The following is a 17,185-nucleotide window of genomic DNA, read 5'->3' on the forward strand; positions in this document are numbered from 1 at the left end:
TCTTTCAACTTTCCTTCATGCGAAGCAAAGTATTATCCGGTATTAGCCCCGGTTTCCCGGAGTTATCCCAGTCTTACAGGCAGGTTGCCCACGTGTTACTCACCCGTCCGCCGCTCGTTCCACAAACATCACTCCGAAGAGATCTGTTCGCTTCCCGCGCTCGACTTGCATGTATTAGGCACGCCGCCAGCGTTCGTCCTGAGCCAAGATCAAACTCTCAATAAAGTTGACTTGCGCTCGCTTCTAAAAGCTAGCTTTTGTTTCATGTTTAAAATCATACTGGTTGTTTTGTTCAGTTTTCAAAGATCAATGGTATAAATGGTGGGCCTGAGTGGACTCGAACCACCGACCTCACGCTTATCAGGCGTGCGCTCTAACCAGCTGAGCTACAGGCCCATTTACTATGGAGCGGGTGAAGGGAATCGAACCCTCGACATCAGCTTGGAAGGCTGGGGTTTTACCACTAAACTACACCCGCATAATATAAATAAGAAAATTTCAATGTGATCGACTGGTCGGGAAGACAGGATTTGAACCTGCGACCCCTTGGTCCCAAACCAAGTGCTCTACCAAGCTGAGCTACTTCCCGGTTATGGCGCGCCCGAGAGGAGTCGAACCCCTAACCTCTTGATCCGTAGTCAAACGCTCTATCCAATTGAGCTACGGGCGCTTATCAAAGCGACATCTATTAATATAACACAATGCGTTCGACTAAGTCAATAGTTTTTTTATTCATTTTTGATGCGGTCGAGAGGACTTGAACCTCCACGGGATTACCTCCCACTAGGCCCTCAACCTAGCGCGTCTGCCATTCCGCCACGACCGCTCGCAATCCATGTAAACTTAGAGTATAGATGGTGAGCCATGGAGGATTCGAACCTCCGACCCTCTGATTAAAAGTCAGATGCTCTACCAACTGAGCTAATGGCTCTTGATGCAATGTTAATCACGACGGCAGCTCGCATTCTGTTTTAGAAACTACATTATAGTAGAAACAGAGAAACAGTAGAAGCATCCTCAACTACATCTGCTTAATTTGACCTTATCTGTCACTTTGTGAAGAATCGATCAAATAGAGAGAATAGTATATCCGTCTTCAAGACGAATAGTTAAGGTTATTTTTAGTCAAAAAAATGGCTGGGCTAGCTGGATTCGAACCAGCGCATGACGGTACCAAAAACCGTTGCCTTACCGCTTGGCTATAGCCCAACAATGGCGGTCCGGACGGGACTCGAACCCGCGACCTCCTGCGTGACAGGCAGGCATTCTAACCAACTGAACTACCGGACCTATTAAATTTCTATTATAAATGGGATGACCCGTACGGGATTCGAACCCGTGTTACCGCCGTGAAAGGGCGGTGTCTTAACCACTTGACCAACGGGCCATTAATTGAAGTGTTAATGGCGGAGAAGGAGGGATTTGAACCCTCGCGCCGCTTACGCGACCTACACCCTTAGCAGGGGCGCCTCTTCAGCCACTTGAGTACTTCTCCATGGCTCCACAGGTAGGATTCGAACCTACGACCGATCGGTTAACAGCCGATTGCTCTACCACTGAGCTACTGTGGAATAATGAGTCAACTCATGTTGACGACGTTAAATATAATATAATACTCAGAACAAAATGTCAACTGTTTTTCAAAATTTCTTCAGTTGCTGTCACTAACCAAGACAAGTGCCTTTCAAAGTGACACCAATATAATTTATCATATTGTTTGTACCTTAGTCAATAGGATTATCAATTTTTCTATTTATTTTGAATAAGTGTTAATTTACCTCTGCACTTCCCACAACGATACCTTTTAACATTGATTCTTTTTCTTCTTTTATATACATGATAACAAGAAGAACATTGATATTCATATTTAAAATCATTGTTCATTGATGGTAAAGGATTGCAATGTCTAGGTGAGTTCGTTGCTTTTAAAAGTTGTTTGAACTCAGGATCGCGATGTTGATATCCTTTTCCTTCTATATGAAGATGGTAATGACATAGTTCATGTTTAATAATACCAACGAACTCTTCATATCCCAACTCTCTATAATATTTAGGGTTTAACTCAATCACTCGTTTAGTAGGTATATACCGACCACCCGTTGTTCTTAATCGATTATTAAAGCGTACTTCATCAGTAAATGGTTTCTTAAACACCTCATTGGAAATATCCTTTGTAAGCTTTTCTAATTCAATCTGCGTCATCACTTCCATACTTTCACACCTATCTCTCGAATTACATAACATAAAATAACATATTAATTAAAGGATGATAAAAATGCCTAATTGGTTAAAAAGACAATTAACAGGCGCATTCCTTCATAAAAATAAGTATCAAATTCGTTTGTTGAATCAATGCTGGTTTTTCTATTGTGATAAAGAACAAAATAAAGCGGAGTAAAAGGCACCTATAAAGTACCCTTTACTCTCTTTTTTTAAGATGAAATCATGGTTAAAGCAATTCGTTGTTTCTGATGATCTACTTGATCTACCCATACTGTAATTACATCACCTACAGAAACAATGTCCATCGGGTGCTTCACAAATTGGTTAGACATTTTCGAAATATGGACTAATCCATCCTGCTTTACTCCAATATCTACGAACACACCAAAATCTACTACATTCCGAACTGTCCCTTGAAGTTCCATACCACTTTGAAGATCTTCCATAGACAATACGTTTTTCTTCAATAGTGGTTGTGGTAAATCGTCACGAGGATCACGATTTGGACTTACTAAAGCCCCCAGAATATCGTCTAAAGTTGGTAAACCAATCTCTAACTGTTCAGCTAGCGTTTTTTTGTCCAACCGATTAACCAATTCTTTCAATTGCTCCGTTCCTAAATCTTCTACCGAGCAATTCATTTCTGTTAAAACCTGCTTTGCTGCTGTATAAGATTCCGGGTGAATCGGTGTACGGTCTAATGGTTCTTCACCATCCATCACTCTTAAGAAACCAATACTTTGCTCATATGTTTTGTTCCCTAGCCTTGGTATAACTTTCAACTGTTTTCGTTTTGTGAATTTTCCATGTTCATCACGATACTTTACGATATTATTGGCTACAGTCTTATTTAAACCAGATACATATTGCAATAAAGACGAGGAAGCTGTGTTCACGTTAACTCCGACCTGATTTACGGCTGTTTCTACGACAAAGGTCAAGGATTCGGTAAGTCTTTTTTGACTGACATCATGTTGATACTGACCAACACCTATTGCTTTTGGTTCGATTTTTACTAACTCTGCCAATGGGTCTTGGATACGTCTGGCAATCGATACAGCGCTTCGTTCTTCTACTTGTAAATCAGGAAATTCTTCACGAGCTAATTTTGATGCGGAGTATACACTTGCTCCTGCTTCATTAACAATAATATAGGCAATGTCTAGCTGATGTTTTTCAATCACGCCTGCGATGAACTGCTCTGTTTCCCTTGATGCAGTACCATTGCCAATCGCAATTAACTCAACTGGGAATTCTTTCAGAAATTTGATGACCTTCTTCTCTGCACCAGCTGTATCATTTTTTGGTGCTGTTGGATAGATAACATCAATTGCTTTTACTTTTCCTGTATCATCAACAACCGCTAGTTTGCAACCCGTTCTAAATGCTGGATCAACACCTAATACATATTTACCTTTTAATGGTGGTTGTAACAATAAGCTTTTTAGGTTTTTAGAGAAAATATCAATTGCTTGTTCTTCAGCCTTCTCTGACAAAGCTGATCGAATTTCTCTTTCAACAGATGGTTGTGTCAGTCGTTTATAACTATCTTCTATAACTTGAATTAAAAATTCTTTTATTTGTGGTGTTGCATCTTTTCTAATTACTTGTGTTTGAAGGTATTCAAGCACATTGTCTACCGGTGGCTCGATCGAAACTTTTAGTACATCTTCTTTTTCCCCACGGTTAAGTGCTAAAATGCGGTGTGAGACAATTTTACTTACAGCTTCACTGTACTCGTAATACATTTCATAGATTTTCTTTTCATCTAACTCAGGTTTCTTCGCTTTGGATGTGGTGAGCCCTTTTTGATAAGTTTGTTTACGGATATGTTCACGATACTTTGGTTCATCCGCTATCCACTCTGCGATGATGTCTTGTACACCTTCAAGGACATCTTCTACTGTATGTAATTCATGTTCTTCTGATAAAAATTCTGTAGCTTTATCTGCCAGATCGATATTTTGCTTTTGGTATACTGTTTCAGCTAATGGTTCTAGCCCTTTTTCTTTAGCAATCGTTGCTCTTGTCCGACGTTTTTGTTTATATGGCCGATACAAATCTTCTACTTTCTGTAATTGGGTTGCTTGCACAATTTCCTGTTGCAACTCATCTGTTAGCTTCCCTTGTTCATCTATAAGCCTGATCACTTCTTGTTTACGATCAGCTAGTGCATTAACGTAGTTCCATGCATCTTGGATATCTTTAATTTGCACCTCGTCAAGTGAGCCTGTCATCTCTTTTCGATAACGTGCAATAAAAGGGACTGTGTTTCCTTCCTCTAATAGACTAATAACACTTTTCACTGCTTTTTGATTAATTTTTGTCCTATCGGTAACAGCATTAATTAATTGAATATGTTCCTCACTATTTGCCAATGCGTTTCCTCCTTCATACTAATCCTTCTTTATTTTAACAAAAAGAAAAGGGTAGTTCACATAATACCCTAAGTTACTTCATGAACATCCTAAAAAAACCCCCGTTATCCCACAGCTTATCTATCCCAGCACAACTCTAGTCAATCCTCACCCAGTCCTATTTATATTATTTGTTTCAAAATAAATACAAATTGCGAATCAATGAAAAATTCGATTTAATGTAGCTTTCTTCCATTCTTCTGAAGTTAAGTGCGAATTTCGTCGCTGCGGAAAATACTCACTTTCCGGGGCACGGCCTCAGGAGTGTCGCATTTTTCCGGAGCTTAGCATAGTGTTCTGTTAAAGTGACAGGAAATACGAAGAACATAATTCAATAGTTCTGTTCTTTCAATAATCAGAACACTGAAATTAGCGTAGGCAGAATACGGAGACTCCTGTGGGACAGCGAGAGCTGAAGATCCACTTTGTGAAGTGCTTTTCTTCACAAAGTTAGCTGAAGCCGAGCCCACGGAAAGCGGAGTATTCTGCCGGAGCGTGTCATAGCACTTACCAGAACTAGAATGAAAAAGAGCAAGTCTTCAAGAAGTTATTTCGCAGTTTAAGTCGATTGCTTCGTTTTGAGTTCGCCATAAGAAAAAAGGAATCCCCATCATTTAACGGGATTCCTCATTGTATTTCATAGCTATCAGAGTAGTGTCGTCATCTAGTTTATGTTGATATAAATAAGCAAAAGTATCTGTTATATGATTCACTTCCTGATGAAGATAATAAGAGTTGGAAATTTCTTTAGATGTTACACCATCGGAGAACATGACAAAAACCATACCTTCTTCAAGCTGATCAGACATAACTTTAAACGGGCGGTCATAGCCACTTAAATAGCCAGCCTGTGGAATATTTCTCTTTTTAATAGAGTTAGTAGTAATGGTCATTAAACCAATATTTCCAATCGAAGAATAGGCATAGCGCTTTGCCTTTAAATCCAGTTGTAAGATTCCTAAGACGACACCTCGTTTTCCTACCAACCTTGCATTACTTTTCCTCATCATTGATGCTACTGAATCATCTTTATTATCACGAATCACGTCCATCACAATCTGGGATGATTCTTTTGCGAATTCACCACTTCCAAGTCCATCAGCTAATGCACAAATAAATTTCCCATCAGACTCTTGGTAGAAATAACTGTCTCCACAATAATAATTACCTTTTTTAGCTTTTTGAAAAACAGAAACTTCCACTTGATGACTAGTTTGCATTAACGAATGGCCTCCATATTTTCAGCTTGTAATGCTTCACGAAGTTTTTTCAATGCATGTCGTTGAATTCTGGATACATGCATTTGTGATATCCCCAGCAATTCACCAGTTTCTTTCTGGCTTCTATTCTCAAAATACGTGTATCGAAGAATTTCCTGCTCTCGTTCATTTAAAATAGGCATAATTTTCTCTAGAAGTAATTGACGATCCACATCTTCATATCCCGAATCTTGGTTGCCGATTAAATCCAATATCGAAACTTCACTACCATCTGAATCTGCCTCAATTTTACGATCAACCGATAAAGCATTATAACTTTGGCTCATTTCCATGGTTTCAAGTACTTCTTCTTCTGATACTTCTATATAATCAGCGATCTCTTTAATTGTAGGCGATTTTTGATTATCTGTTGTTAAAGCCTCTGTCGCTTTTTTGATCTTTGGACCTAATTCTTTAATTCTTCTAGGAACATGTACACTCCATGTTTTATCACGAATAAAACGCTTGATTTCTCCGATAATCGTAGGGATAGCAAAAGATTCAAAAGATCTACCTACATCTGGATCATATCTTCTAATAGCTGCTAGAAGTCCTAACATTCCTACTTGCTCTAGGTCCTCGTATATCATTTCATTTTTGGCATATTTTCGCGCCAGAGATTTCACAAGTCTTTGATAGGTTAAAACAATTTTCTCTTGTATGATTTGATCATCAGGGTTCTCTTGAAAGGTTCGAATCCACTGATAAATCTCATCCTCACGATTATTGTGTGGTCGAGATCTGGTCGTCATTGATATCCACCTCATTTTCATGGAGGTATTTGGTCATTAACACAATCACACCATAATCATTTTTGATCTCTACCTTGTCCATCAAAGCTTCAATTAAAAATAGGCCAAAGCCTCCTTCGCGCAAATCTTCAATAGACTGATTGTTTTGATAAGGTCCTATATCATTTTTTATTTTTTGTAGATCAAAACTACCTCCACGGTCAGCAACCATTACTTCTAAACGATCTTGATAAAGACCGAAACCAATTGTAACCTCTCCACCATCCTCTTTTTTATAAGCATGTTCAGTGGCATTGGACAACGCTTCAGAAATGGCTACTTTTAGATCTTCAATTTCTTCGTAACTAAATCCCATCCGGTTAGCAATTCCTGATGTACTTAACCTAACTACCCCTACATATTCTGCCCTTGCTGGTACTTTCATCTCGATGAAGTCAAAGGATTCCATATTATTTCTCACCTCGTACCGTTGAATCAATATTAATAATGCTATCTAATCCAGTAATGTCAAATAAACGTCTAACACGATCTTGCAATGCAACTAATCGTAAATCACTATTGTACTCTTTAGTTGACTTCAGTGCACTTATGAATACTCCTAATCCCGTACTATCCATATAGTTAACACGCTCTAAATCTACAACAATTGTTGTTCCTTCATACTTTGTTAACGGCAAAAGAGCTTCTTTCAGTTTAGGCGCGGTATAGGCATCAATTTCTCCTGCTAATTTTAACCCTTGTGTTTTACCATTATCATTTCGTTCAACATTTAAGTTCAAAATGGTTACCTCCTCGTCACCCTTGTTATGCTTTGCGGTTTACATGTATTTAACCTATTTACAGTTAAGACGTATCATAATTTTGGTATAAGACTTACGTTTCACCATTCCCTGTTTGTTTTCGCACTAAACCATTTTTTTTAAAAAGATTAGCGTAAAATCATCTCTTAACTGAAAATCTTGTAAACGTTCAAAATGACGATATACTTGCTCTACCGCTTCCTGTGCAGGTAAATGCATATACTTACGTATCACTTCCAGTACTTCTTCCGTTTCAATAAACCGTTCACCAATCCGACATTCCGACACGCCATCCGTTAACAATACAACCATATCACCATATTCCATGGTAATGTCAAACTGTTCATATATTGCCTGAGCGGATACACCTAACACTAACCCTTTTGTTTTAATTTCAAAAAATTTATCATTTGTTGCACAGTAATAAAAACCAGGTTCATGACCAGCCGAAGAAAATTGCAAGGATCCTGTTTCACGATTAAATAATCCATAAAACATCGTAATAAACATGCTAGTGTCTACATTCCGCTCTACCACACGATTTAAATTTTCCAATATCACACTAGGACTTCTCATTGTATCTGGAAAACTATCCAGAGAATATTTGATCATTGACATCGCTAATGCAGCTGGTATACCTTTACCTATGACATCCGCAATTGCAATTCCTAAATTGTTAGATTCATCAGTCACAAAATGATAGTAATCACCATTCATTTGATGAGAAGGTACACTAATCGCACCTATATCCAAACCTTCTATTTCCGGTTTTGTTGTAGAAAGAAGAGTCTGTTGCATATTTGCAGCTATAGAGATTTCAGACTCTAACTCTCCTTGTTTTTCTCTTAATGATTGAAATTCCTGATATGCTAGTCCATACGAAATCATCGTTTCTAAAAGGAAATTCATGGATGAATCTATCTCTGCAGGTAAATCAGGATACAATTCTTTTAACGCTTGGATATGCACATTAATAATTTCCTCAGGAGATATATTATGTTGCATCGATAACTTACTAAATTGTTCTGCTTGATATAAGGACTTTTCGTCTTGTGACGCAATATATTTCTTTAATAAATTTCGATAGCTGTTGACATCGAACTTATAGGGCTCCATCTCATTACCTCCTAACTACGATTGGCGCAAATTGGAAAACTTTATTATCCTTTTGGAATAGGGGTAAAGTGAACCTTCTATAACATATGTGTATTTCTCTTAACGAACCCATTTGATCGTAGTTATGGTCGTACCCTTCCCTGGATCAGACACTATATCAAAATAATCCATTAATCTTTTTACACCTGGTAGTCCAGCACCGAGTCCGCCAGAAGTAGAAAAACCATCTTCCATTACCTTACTTAAATCATTAATCCCAGGGCCCTGGTCAGATGCAATGATTTTCAGCCCTTTTTTATTCATATCTTCTACTGTTTCATATGCCACTTTACCTTTATCAGCATATAAATATATGTTACGGGCTAATTCTGAAATTGCAGTAGCAATTCTGGCTTGGTCTACTGTACCGAATCCTAGTTCCTTTGCTAATTCTCTCCCCATCTGCCTTGCCCCTACAATATCCCACTCTTTTTTTATTTGCACACTTGATTTTGTAATCATAACTACTCCTCCAGTTCCTGGCGAAGTTTAACTAGCCCCTGCTCTAGATCAAGTGCTGTAGGAACGTTTTGCATATGTATACCTAAATCAATCAAAGTCATCGCCACTGCAGGCTGAATACCAGTTAGTACTACTTTTGCCCCCATTAAATCTGACATTGATACGACGTCACCTAACACTTTTGCAATAAAAGAATCAATAATATCTACAGAGGTTAAATCGATGACCACTCCAGTTGCTCCACTTTTATGTATTTTACTAAGTAAGTCTTCTTGAAAATCAATTGCAGTTTGATCATCGAGATCGATTTGAATGGATACCAATAAATAGTTGTGTAGTTTTAATATTGGTATTCTCATAAGAGCACCTCCTTATTTAAGTGAGTCCATGATTTTGATGATATCTTCTTCTTTGGAATTATCTAAATCAACTATCTCACGATTGGTTAATTTTAATGCTGTTTTAAATCCTTTTCTTAGAGAACTTTTTGTCGGAAATTTACTAAGATCAATACCTAGATTAACAATTGTCTGTGCAATTTCCGGGCGAATACCTACTAATATACAAGTTGCTCCAATTAAGCGTACTGCTTCTGCAGCTTGAATAATATGGTGGGCAACCATTGTATCCACAACCGGAACACCAGTAATATCAATCAATACTACTTCCGAATTGTGTTTCATAACACCTTCTAAAAGATTTTCCATAATTAATTTGGCACGTTCTGTGTCGATTGTTCCAATTAAAGGCATTACAGTAATATTGTCCATAACTGGGATAAGCGGAGCGGATAACTCCTGCAATGCCATTCTTTGCAAGGAAACCGTATGTTCCCAGCTCCCTGAATATTGATTCACAAGCTGGTTAATAATTGGCTCTACCCAATCTTCGACAATATTTAAAATACGAGAAAACTCCTCTGTATCTACCTGATCGGACTGACTTAAAATATAATCAATTGTTACTCTTCTAAATGTTTGCAGTCCATCTGTAATGTAACTCAACGGCCAGCCAAGATTTATTAGGCGTTCTGCAAAATCATCCATTTCCGCAGTATCCCCTCTGCGGTTAATACTGGAAAAAATAACATTGATGAACTCTTGGTTGGTAGTGTGATATAAACTATCGGATATACTTGAAGTGTAGTCAGACTTGCGTTTTTCTGTAATATCATCTAACCAATTTTTAGAAATCACATCACTGTTCTCAATTACGATTCTACGTAATGTCTCTGGCATCGTTCCAACCTCCACAATTTTCATTTCTATCTAATAGTTTACAATAAAAAAGTATATTTTTCGATTACAATCATATTAAATATACAAAATCGGCCATTTTTTGCTACCACTTGTCAAAAACACCCTTGCTATTTTTAGCAAGGGTGTTTGAAGATAGAGGATTAGAAATCAGTTAAACCTAAACTAATTTCTAATCCTCTATCTATACGTTCCATCATGTTACTGTCTAATTGTGTTATTTTATCTGTCAATCGTTGTTTATCAATTGTACGAATCTGTTCCAATAAAATAACGGAATTCCGTTCAAAGCCATACCTCTCCGCATCAATTTCGACATGTGTTGGCAATTTCGCTTTTTGAATCTGGGCAGTAATGGCCGCAACAATAACAGTGGGACTGAAACGGTTTCCAATATCGTTTTGCAAAACTAATACAGGACGTACACCGCCCTGTTCAGATCCCACAACAGGGGAAAGATCGGCGAAGTATACGTCGCCTCTTTTTACAATCAAGACCTACACCCCGCTCACTAAGCGTTCTAGGGTGTTTTCTGCCTCCTCTTCCGCTTGAAAAGCTTCTGAAGCAATGTTCAAATTGATTTTGGCCATTTCCATATAACCTCTTTGCATAGATTCTTGGATATGGCGTTTTTTCGTTTCGCGTAAATACGTCTTTGTTGCTTGGCAAATAAAATCACTTAAATTGCTATCTTCGCTTTTCATCAAGCCATCCACCTCATTCAGCAGGTTTTTAGGTAATCTCACAGCAACTTCTTGTAAGTCTTCAGACAAAACCATACACCTCCACCAACATTGACAAGCCTAAAATGATAATCCAATACAATCATACCATTCCGAAACAGGCATTGCAAAGGGGTTTTTGATAATTTTTCGTTTTTTTCTACAATATATCTTCAGTATTACCAGAAGATTGAAGAATTATCTTGTCTTACCGACTAATTTTTTTACGTTTTATGAATAAATTCTGGGAACTCGATAACTAATCATACAAGCAATTTCGTAATTAATCGTGTCCAAATGTGCTGCCCATTCATCCATCTCGATCTGATCTGTACCTTGCGAACCAATTAAGGTAACTTTATCTCCTACTTTAGCAGGTTTTGTTAACCGAACCATCAGTTGATCCATACAAATACGACCAACAATTGTACAGCGTTCACCATTAACTAAGATTTCCGCACCTTGTAAGGCACGACGAATACCATCCGCATAACCAAGCGGAATAGTACCGATCCACTCCTCTTCTTTCGAATGATATGTCGCCCCATAACTAATTGGAGTTCCTTTTTCTACTTTTTTCACATGAATTAATCTGCTGTGTAACGCCAGCGCGGGCTTCAGATCAATCGGCTTTTCCGCTTTGACAACAGGAGAGGGATACAGCCCATACATACTGATACCAAAGCGGACAAAGTCAAACATTTTTTCCGGAAAACGCATGCTCGCGGCACTATTCCCTGTATGAATCATTACCTTATGCTGTGTCCAGTTCTCTTGAAAAATAGACCAAAGTCTGTCGAAATGAGCTGTTTGTGCTTCGAAATGTTCGACATTTTCTTCATCAGCAGTAGCAAAATGAGTAAAAATTGCTTCTAAATAAACATTCTCTTGCTGTAATAACGGGATTATTTCTAGCAATTCCTTTTCTTTGCGAATACCAATCCGTCCCATCCCTGTATCCCATTTAAGATGGACCTTAAGCGGTTGAGGAAGGGAAAGCTTTTGTACTTCCTCTAACCATTCTTTTTGATAACAGGTAACCGTAATATCATGTTGCACTGCAATTTCTGCATCTTCCGGGCGAATCCATCCCATCACCAAAATAGGTGCTTTAATACCTCCCTTACGTAGACGCAATGCTTCGTCTAAAACAGCTACAGCTAGCCTTGTTGCGCCTCCTCTGAGCGCAGCTTCGGCCACTTCAATATCACCATGCCCATATGCGTTTGCTTTTACCACTGCATAAATTTGCGTTTTATCTGATAATTTATTTTTTAATTGCTGTATATTATATATAATATGATCTAAATTCACTTCTACCCAAGAATCACGGTAAAAATTTTTATCCATGTTGATACTCCTTCATCCTGATTGAGTTAACGCAATCCATTATAAACCATTTTGCTAAAAAAGGATATTAATTAAGAAAAGAGCAGTGCCTTATAACTATTTGCTAAGTAAATTGCTATTAGTATCCATTATGAAATACATCGACCGTTTGACCACCGCTCCGGCTGCCCACTCCCCTCCGTGGGGGTTCCCCTTCAGCTAACTTTTTCGAGCAAAAAACGCTCAAAAAAGTGGATCTTCAGGGCAAACGGGTCCCACAGGAGTTGAAGTGGGCGCCTTCGCTTCGTGCATAGGCTATGGTACCAACGGTTATATACTTTTCTCCTTCATAAAAAAAGCAGACTTCCTTGAAAGTCTGCTTTGATCTTATTTCATTGCTTTTTCTGTTGACATGGATCTAGCTACTTCTTTCATTTCTTCTTTCGTTAATTGTTCACTTGCTACATAGTAATTAACCCCTTGGTAATGCCATTCTAATGAATTATTTGTGAGGGCTCCAACGGTAAAGCCTAAATCAACTGGTTCGCCGCTCACCATTTCTGGGGATGCAGTGCTTGTCGGATACACGTCTATCGTCTCTTGAATAATCGTGAAGTTTTTATCTCCTTCATACGATAACATCACACGTTTACCATTTTCGATATCCATTTGACTCTCTTCCACCAGTTCCGAACCTAAATTTTCAGAAGGGTAAAGAACTGTTAATTGTTTAGGCAGATCCTCTTGAGCCATTACAGGTACTCCAAAGATACTGCTCGTCATGTTTGTCTCCATATCAAAAGTATTTTCCGGCAAATCCGGATCAATCTCGAAATTCGTAAACTCCACCTCAACTAGCGTATTCTTATCATGATCTAATACCTTTACTAACACAGGTGCATATGTCTTTTTATCAAAATAAATGGTTTGATACGGCAGGTTACTATTACTTTCGTAGCTTGTTTTTGTTTCAAAAACAAAATAATTATCTGTCACAGTAAATGTAGCATCACTGTCGTCTACTAAGTCTTGTATTAATGATTGATAGAGATATGGCTGGCTATTGTTTTCCGGCCATTCACTTTGGAATTTAAAGCTTTTATTTAAAGCTGGTGTTAACACAAAAACCCCTTCATCATTACGCAAAATAATCTGACTGCTCTCCTCATCATTCTCGTTCTTTAATAATACACGGTAGTAATCTTTTTTCTTATGGGCGACTTCAACTTTATATGCCTGTTTTTCTTTCCCTGTATTTAATGTCATCATTGCCTGTGATTGATAGGCACTCATATTCTCTACCGTCTCTTCCAGTTTTTCCACAACATCTTCCTTAGACTTTTCCCCACAAGCAGTTAACACAATAAGCAATAAAATACCGATTACAATACTTGTATATTTTTTCATCGCGACATCTCTCCTTTGTCTCATCTCAAGTGGACAAAGGGAACACGATCACACGTTAAGACAATGTACGAAATACTTGCGATAGTCCTTCGATCACATCGGTAGCTAATAAATCTATTTCAGTATGGTTATCATCCACCAGATAATCCGCTGATTTACCATGCAGATAACAACCATTTGCAAGTGCTGACAACAACTCTTCATGCTGCATGATCATCGTCAATAATATCCCTGACAATACGTCACCAGTTCCACCTTTTGCTAAGCCAGCATTCCCCTGATTACTGACAATCTGCTTCCCATTTGGTGCTGTAATGACAGTATGCTTACCTTTTAACACCACATAGACTTGATGTTTTACGGCAAACTGCCTAGAAATAGAAAAAGGTGACCGCTTCACTTCTGGAATAGTTGTATCTGTCAGCATGGCCATTTCTCCATAATGAGGTGTAATCACAATCGGCGCCTCGTGCTGCTTAAGTGTTTCCAATAATGGTTTTAACTGATACAGACTATCTGCATCAATAAGTAATGGCTTGTCTAGATTTTCAATCAAATCGGATAGAAGCTGCGACTCTTCTCGTCCGATACCCATGCCAACCGCAATAGCATTTATCTTTTCAAAGGCTTCAAGGTCACCGTCTGTTAATCGATCCGTTAAGTTTGGTAAAAGGTGATACGTAGCTTCTATGCAACTAGTCGACACTATCGGGAGATTTTCCTTTATTGTTGCAACGGTTATGAGCCCAGCACCTGAACGGAGTGCTGCTCTTGCTGCTAACACAATTGCTCCCGGCATCGTTAGCTGACCACCAATGACCAATCCTTTACCATTAGATCCTTTATGGGCGTACTTGCTGCGCTTCGGGAAAGTTGCTTGCACATTTGCTTTGGACCAATTTCTTTTCGATGCATTTTTAGCATAAGCAGCTGTAGGTATTCCGATTTTCACCGTTTCCCATTCACCATAATAAATACTGGTCTCTTCACAAAAAGCAGTTTCTTTCGGAGCTTCAATGATATATGTTTGATCTGCTTGAATGGCAAGATCAACCTCAATACCATCATTTGCCGGCAATCCACTTGGAATATCAACTGAAATTATTTTAATGTGTAAATGATTAATTACATCGATCATATTTCGGATCGGCTCACGAATATTTCCGGAAACACCTATCCCAAGGATCGCATCTATGACGACATCAAAATCTACTAATCTTCGCTTCAGTTGATTGGAATCTACCACATGGGTTAGCTTGTCTGACATGTTTAACCACAGCTTTTTATGAAATGCCGCATCTCCTTTAATTTTATGATCTGGAACTAATTGAAAAACTGAAACGTCATACCCGTATTCCGCTAAATAACGCGCAATAACGAAACCATCACCACCATTATTTCCACTACCAACAACTATCGCCATCTTCCGATTGGTATCATAGGCCTGAATTATCCGCTGGGCTACCTGTGATCCGGCGTTTTCCATTAGAATCTTGCCCTCGATTCCCCCTTTTTCTATCGCATAACGATCTATTTCGTACATTTCTTCCGCGGTTACGATGTACATCTTGTTCCCTCCTACCCGCACTAAAATAGTATGAGACAACCTCTCCTAATATGCAGATTCACTTTCAATTATTACTTGAGCAACCGCATAATTTTCACTGTGAGAGATAGATACAAAGCATGTTTCACTAGTTAAAACTTTTGATTTTAAAACAGGTGCTCCATTTTCATGGTTGATAATTTCAATATCTAAAAAACTTAATTTTCCAATTCCAGTTCCCCATGCTTTTGAAAAAGCTTCTTTTGCTGCAAATCTCCCTGCAACAAATTCTATTTTTCTTTTATCCGATTGAAATTGATTTAACACTTCTTTTTCTTTTCTTGTTAATATCCGATTTAACATTTTGTGCTGGCGTTCTAAAATCTCTTTAATTCGATGTAGCTCTATGATATCAATTCCGATTCCTTTTATCATTTAGATCAACTCCATTTATATCGTAAGTATAGCCTAATTACCAAGATTTTTAAAACGGAGAATTCTACTATTAATATCGTTCACAGTTATGCTAAAATATAAGCAATTAACTATAAAAAGGGAGAATACTATGTTTCTACGTACGGAAAGTTTCAGGGATTTTCTAAAATTTTATCCAGTTGTTTCCACCATCGTCGCATTTCAAATCATTATTTGGCTGATCGTTGGCTTAGTTCCTGGTTTAGGTGACTGGATTTATACAATGGGGGTTGGTTGGAATGGTTTGATTAGCCAAGGTGAATATTGGCGATTAGTCACTCCGATTTTTCTGCATTCTGGTTTCGGCCATATCATTTTTAATTCCTTTTCACTGATTTTATTTGCGCCCGCATTAGAGCAAATGTTGGGGAAAATAAAGTTTTTAGTCGTTTATTTTATTACTGGCATTGCCGCCAATATACTTACTTATATCGTAGAACCTGATCCATATTATCTGCATGTAGGAGCTTCAGGTGCGATTTTCGGTTTGTTCGGGTTATATTTATTCATGGTCTTTTTTGAAAAGAAGCTAATCGATCCACAAAATGCACGACTGATCCTGATTATATCCGTTATCGGACTAGTGATGACATTCTTCCGATCGAATATTAATGTCGCAGGTCATTTATTCGGTTTTATTGCCGGGTTTGCACTTGGTCCTGTAATCTTGAGGAATGCACAGCCTTTCTCTCCATGGAAAAATAGACGAAAAACAAAAAACGATGAGTTCGGATTTGATCCTAATCGTTGGAACAAAAAACGATATCGTTACAAGCCTTATTTAAAACCCATTTTCTTCGGTATATTGATCATATTAGTTTTACTCGGATTCATTTCCAGTCTATTTTAATCGAAAGGAGAATGTATCTTGATAGCAGTTTGGTTGTTTACAGCATCAGCAGTGATCGCTGGATTAGGTATTTTATTTGCATTTAAGCGATTAATGAGAGGATTAACTTATCGTATTAAACGGAATGAATTTCATTTTAAAGGTCTGCAAAAAGATCAAATTCGCTTCTTTATTCAAGTTGGTTTAATTGAAGCAATTCCGATATTTCTAATCATTTTAGGATTTATGTTTATGGGAGAAGACAGCTTATCCATTGTTAGTTTAATTGTACCTTTGCTTATTATTTTGGCTGTTATTATCTTCAGCTTCCTACAAATTCGAAATGCTAAAGCAGAAGTGATGGAAGTATCATCAAACTTAAGTCAACAAGAACTGAGCTATGTAAAGTCGCTATCCTTTATCGGCTACATGACCGTACTAGGTATTCCTATTTTGGCGATAGTAGCGATATTGATAGTATGAAAAATTGATTCAATAGCTTTGTATTATGTTACAGACAAAATTAAGAGAAATGCTAAAAAAGTGTCCATAAG

General features: G+C 38.0%; 19 protein-coding genes, 11 tRNA genes and 1 rRNA gene. 3 read left to right on the top strand and 28 right to left on the bottom strand.

Annotation, left to right across the window (positions count from 1 at the left end; translation table 11 throughout):
* The 13 genes from ACTWP4_RS08295 to ACTWP4_RS08355 all read right to left on the bottom strand — a co-directional run.
* Positions 1-225: ribosomal RNA gene (locus ACTWP4_RS08295) — 16S ribosomal RNA — on the bottom strand; the annotation flags it as partial.
* Positions 226-319: 94 nt separating this feature from the next.
* A tRNA-Ile gene (locus tag ACTWP4_RS08300) sits at positions 320-396 on the bottom strand.
* Positions 397-404: 8 nt separating this feature from the next.
* A tRNA-Gly gene (locus ACTWP4_RS08305) sits at positions 405-478 on the bottom strand.
* Positions 479-512: 34 nt separating this feature from the next.
* Positions 513-589: transfer RNA gene (locus ACTWP4_RS08310), tRNA-Pro, on the bottom strand.
* 4 nt (positions 590-593) lie between these two features.
* Positions 594-670 (bottom strand) — tRNA-Arg (locus ACTWP4_RS08315).
* A 72-nt stretch (positions 671-742) separates the two neighbouring features.
* Positions 743-826 (bottom strand) — tRNA-Leu (locus ACTWP4_RS08320).
* Positions 827-855: 29 nt separating this feature from the next.
* Positions 856-931: transfer RNA gene (locus ACTWP4_RS08325), tRNA-Lys, on the bottom strand.
* Positions 932-1,134: 203 nt separating this feature from the next.
* Positions 1,135-1,209, bottom strand: a tRNA-Gln gene (locus ACTWP4_RS08330).
* 4 nt (positions 1,210-1,213) lie between these two features.
* Positions 1,214-1,290: transfer RNA gene (locus tag ACTWP4_RS08335), tRNA-Asp, on the bottom strand.
* 25 nt (positions 1,291-1,315) lie between these two features.
* Positions 1,316-1,387: transfer RNA gene (locus ACTWP4_RS08340), tRNA-Glu, on the bottom strand.
* Positions 1,388-1,404: 17 nt separating this feature from the next.
* Positions 1,405-1,495, bottom strand: a tRNA-Ser gene (locus tag ACTWP4_RS08345).
* Position 1,496: 1 nt separating this feature from the next.
* Positions 1,497-1,571 (bottom strand) — tRNA-Asn (locus tag ACTWP4_RS08350).
* A gap of 178 nt (positions 1,572-1,749) precedes the next feature.
* A complete protein-coding gene (locus ACTWP4_RS08355; protein ID WP_443128305.1) occupies positions 1,750-2,211 on the bottom strand; it encodes a SprT family protein in 462 nt (153 codons plus the stop codon).
* Between the two features lie 64 nt (positions 2,212-2,275).
* Here ACTWP4_RS08355 and cmpA point away from each other — a divergent pair, with 64 nt between their 5' ends.
* Positions 2,276-2,398: a cortex morphogenetic protein CmpA gene (cmpA, locus tag ACTWP4_RS08360; protein ID WP_443128306.1), complete on the top strand. Its 123-nt coding sequence runs from the start codon at positions 2,276-2,278 to the stop codon at positions 2,396-2,398.
* Positions 2,399-2,432: 34 nt separating this feature from the next.
* Here the strand turns inward: cmpA and ACTWP4_RS08365 are convergent, their stop codons facing one another.
* The 15 genes from ACTWP4_RS08365 to acpS form a co-directional block, all read right to left on the bottom strand.
* Entirely contained in the window at positions 2,433-4,601 is a 2,169-nt protein-coding gene (locus ACTWP4_RS08365; protein WP_443128307.1) for a Tex family protein, read from the bottom strand.
* A 653-nt stretch (positions 4,602-5,254) separates the two neighbouring features.
* Positions 5,255-5,860 (bottom strand): SpoIIE family protein phosphatase, encoded by a 606-nt coding sequence (locus ACTWP4_RS08370; protein WP_443128308.1) that lies wholly within the window; start codon positions 5,858-5,860, stop codon positions 5,255-5,257.
* A complete protein-coding gene (gene sigB, locus ACTWP4_RS08375; RefSeq protein ID WP_443128309.1) occupies positions 5,860-6,651 on the bottom strand; it encodes an RNA polymerase sigma factor SigB in 792 nt (263 codons plus the stop codon). Before sigB ends, ACTWP4_RS08370 begins: the two co-directional genes overlap by 1 nt.
* The gene (rsbW, locus tag ACTWP4_RS08380) at positions 6,623-7,099 is read right to left on the bottom strand and encodes an anti-sigma B factor RsbW (RefSeq protein ID WP_443128310.1); all 477 of its coding nucleotides are present in this window, start codon (positions 7,097-7,099) and stop codon (positions 6,623-6,625) included. The genes sigB and rsbW overlap by 29 nt, the downstream gene beginning before the upstream one ends.
* A gap of 1 nt (position 7,100) precedes the next feature.
* Positions 7,101-7,430: an STAS domain-containing protein gene (locus tag ACTWP4_RS08385; RefSeq protein ID WP_443128311.1), complete on the bottom strand. Its 330-nt coding sequence runs from the start codon at positions 7,428-7,430 to the stop codon at positions 7,101-7,103.
* A gap of 126 nt (positions 7,431-7,556) precedes the next feature.
* Positions 7,557-8,567, bottom strand: a complete 1,011-nt coding sequence (locus tag ACTWP4_RS08390) for a PP2C family protein-serine/threonine phosphatase (RefSeq protein ID WP_443128312.1) — start codon at positions 8,565-8,567, stop codon at positions 7,557-7,559.
* A gap of 99 nt (positions 8,568-8,666) precedes the next feature.
* Entirely contained in the window at positions 8,667-9,068 is a 402-nt protein-coding gene (locus ACTWP4_RS08395; RefSeq protein ID WP_443128313.1) for an anti-sigma regulatory factor, read from the bottom strand.
* A gap of 2 nt (positions 9,069-9,070) precedes the next feature.
* On the bottom strand, positions 9,071-9,427 hold the full coding sequence (locus ACTWP4_RS08400) for an STAS domain-containing protein (RefSeq protein WP_443128314.1): 357 nt from the start codon (positions 9,425-9,427) through the stop codon (positions 9,071-9,073).
* Between the two features lie 12 nt (positions 9,428-9,439).
* A complete protein-coding gene (locus ACTWP4_RS08405; protein ID WP_443128315.1) occupies positions 9,440-10,306 on the bottom strand; it encodes an RsbT co-antagonist protein RsbRA in 867 nt (288 codons plus the stop codon).
* A 161-nt stretch (positions 10,307-10,467) separates the two neighbouring features.
* Positions 10,468-10,818, bottom strand: a complete 351-nt coding sequence (locus ACTWP4_RS08410) for a type II toxin-antitoxin system PemK/MazF family toxin (protein WP_443128316.1) — start codon at positions 10,816-10,818, stop codon at positions 10,468-10,470.
* Positions 10,819-10,821: 3 nt separating this feature from the next.
* Positions 10,822-11,103 carry a CopG family ribbon-helix-helix protein gene (locus ACTWP4_RS08415; RefSeq protein WP_018932004.1) on the bottom strand — a complete coding sequence of 94 codons (282 nt, stop codon included), beginning with the start codon at positions 11,101-11,103 and terminating at the stop codon, positions 10,822-10,824.
* 174 nt (positions 11,104-11,277) lie between these two features.
* Entirely contained in the window at positions 11,278-12,396 is a 1,119-nt protein-coding gene (alr, locus tag ACTWP4_RS08420) for an alanine racemase (RefSeq protein WP_443128317.1), read from the bottom strand.
* A 366-nt stretch (positions 12,397-12,762) separates the two neighbouring features.
* The gene (locus ACTWP4_RS08425) at positions 12,763-13,782 is read right to left on the bottom strand and encodes a LolA family protein (protein WP_443128318.1); all 1,020 of its coding nucleotides are present in this window, start codon (positions 13,780-13,782) and stop codon (positions 12,763-12,765) included.
* Between the two features lie 55 nt (positions 13,783-13,837).
* Positions 13,838-15,349: an NAD(P)H-hydrate dehydratase gene (locus ACTWP4_RS08430; protein WP_443128319.1), complete on the bottom strand. Its 1,512-nt coding sequence runs from the start codon at positions 15,347-15,349 to the stop codon at positions 13,838-13,840.
* Between the two features lie 45 nt (positions 15,350-15,394).
* Positions 15,395-15,763, bottom strand: a complete 369-nt coding sequence (gene acpS, locus ACTWP4_RS08435; RefSeq protein WP_443128320.1) for a holo-ACP synthase — start codon at positions 15,761-15,763, stop codon at positions 15,395-15,397.
* A gap of 130 nt (positions 15,764-15,893) precedes the next feature.
* Here acpS and ACTWP4_RS08440 point away from each other — a divergent pair, with 130 nt between their 5' ends.
* Together ACTWP4_RS08440 and ACTWP4_RS08445 are read left to right on the top strand one after the other, a co-directional pair.
* Positions 15,894-16,652 (top strand): rhomboid family intramembrane serine protease, encoded by a 759-nt coding sequence (locus ACTWP4_RS08440; protein ID WP_443128321.1) that lies wholly within the window; start codon positions 15,894-15,896, stop codon positions 16,650-16,652.
* Positions 16,653-16,670: 18 nt separating this feature from the next.
* Positions 16,671-17,114: a hypothetical protein gene (locus tag ACTWP4_RS08445; RefSeq protein WP_443128322.1), complete on the top strand. Its 444-nt coding sequence runs from the start codon at positions 16,671-16,673 to the stop codon at positions 17,112-17,114.
* Positions 17,115-17,185 lie beyond the last annotated feature (71 nt).

The sequence above is a fragment of the Gracilibacillus sp. D59 genome (assembly GCF_052246695.1).
GTDB lineage: Bacteria > Bacillota > Bacilli > Bacillales > Amphibacillaceae > Gracilibacillus.

Excerpts from the sequence above, each read along its gene's own strand:
- ACTWP4_RS08430 (WP_443128319.1), bottom strand. The coding sequence starts at position 15,349 with ATGTACATCGTAACCGCGGAAGAAATGTACGAAATAGATCGTTATGCG.
- sigB (WP_443128309.1), bottom strand. The coding sequence starts at position 6,651 with ATGACGACCAGATCTCGACCACACAATAATCGTGAGGATGAGATTTAT.
- ACTWP4_RS08400 (WP_443128314.1), bottom strand. The coding sequence starts at position 9,427 with ATGAGAATACCAATATTAAAACTACACAACTATTTATTGGTATCCATT.
- ACTWP4_RS08405 (WP_443128315.1), bottom strand. The coding sequence starts at position 10,306 with ATGCCAGAGACATTACGTAGAATCGTAATTGAGAACAGTGATGTGATT.
- acpS (WP_443128320.1), bottom strand. The coding sequence starts at position 15,763 with ATGATAAAAGGAATCGGAATTGATATCATAGAGCTACATCGAATTAAA.
- ACTWP4_RS08395 (WP_443128313.1), bottom strand. The coding sequence starts at position 9,068 with ATGATTACAAAATCAAGTGTGCAAATAAAAAAAGAGTGGGATATTGTA.
- ACTWP4_RS08355 (WP_443128305.1), bottom strand. The coding sequence starts at position 2,211 with ATGGAAGTGATGACGCAGATTGAATTAGAAAAGCTTACAAAGGATATT.
- rsbW (WP_443128310.1), bottom strand. The coding sequence starts at position 7,099 with ATGGAATCCTTTGACTTCATCGAGATGAAAGTACCAGCAAGGGCAGAA.
- ACTWP4_RS08415 (WP_018932004.1), bottom strand. The coding sequence starts at position 11,103 with ATGGTTTTGTCTGAAGACTTACAAGAAGTTGCTGTGAGATTACCTAAA.
- ACTWP4_RS08390 (WP_443128312.1), bottom strand. The coding sequence starts at position 8,567 with ATGGAGCCCTATAAGTTCGATGTCAACAGCTATCGAAATTTATTAAAG.
- alr (WP_443128317.1), bottom strand. The coding sequence starts at position 12,396 with ATGGATAAAAATTTTTACCGTGATTCTTGGGTAGAAGTGAATTTAGAT.
- ACTWP4_RS08440 (WP_443128321.1), top strand. The coding sequence starts at position 15,894 with ATGTTTCTACGTACGGAAAGTTTCAGGGATTTTCTAAAATTTTATCCA.
- ACTWP4_RS08370 (WP_443128308.1), bottom strand. The coding sequence starts at position 5,860 with ATGCAAACTAGTCATCAAGTGGAAGTTTCTGTTTTTCAAAAAGCTAAA.
- cmpA (WP_443128306.1), top strand. The coding sequence starts at position 2,276 with ATGCCTAATTGGTTAAAAAGACAATTAACAGGCGCATTCCTTCATAAA.
- ACTWP4_RS08425 (WP_443128318.1), bottom strand. The coding sequence starts at position 13,782 with ATGAAAAAATATACAAGTATTGTAATCGGTATTTTATTGCTTATTGTG.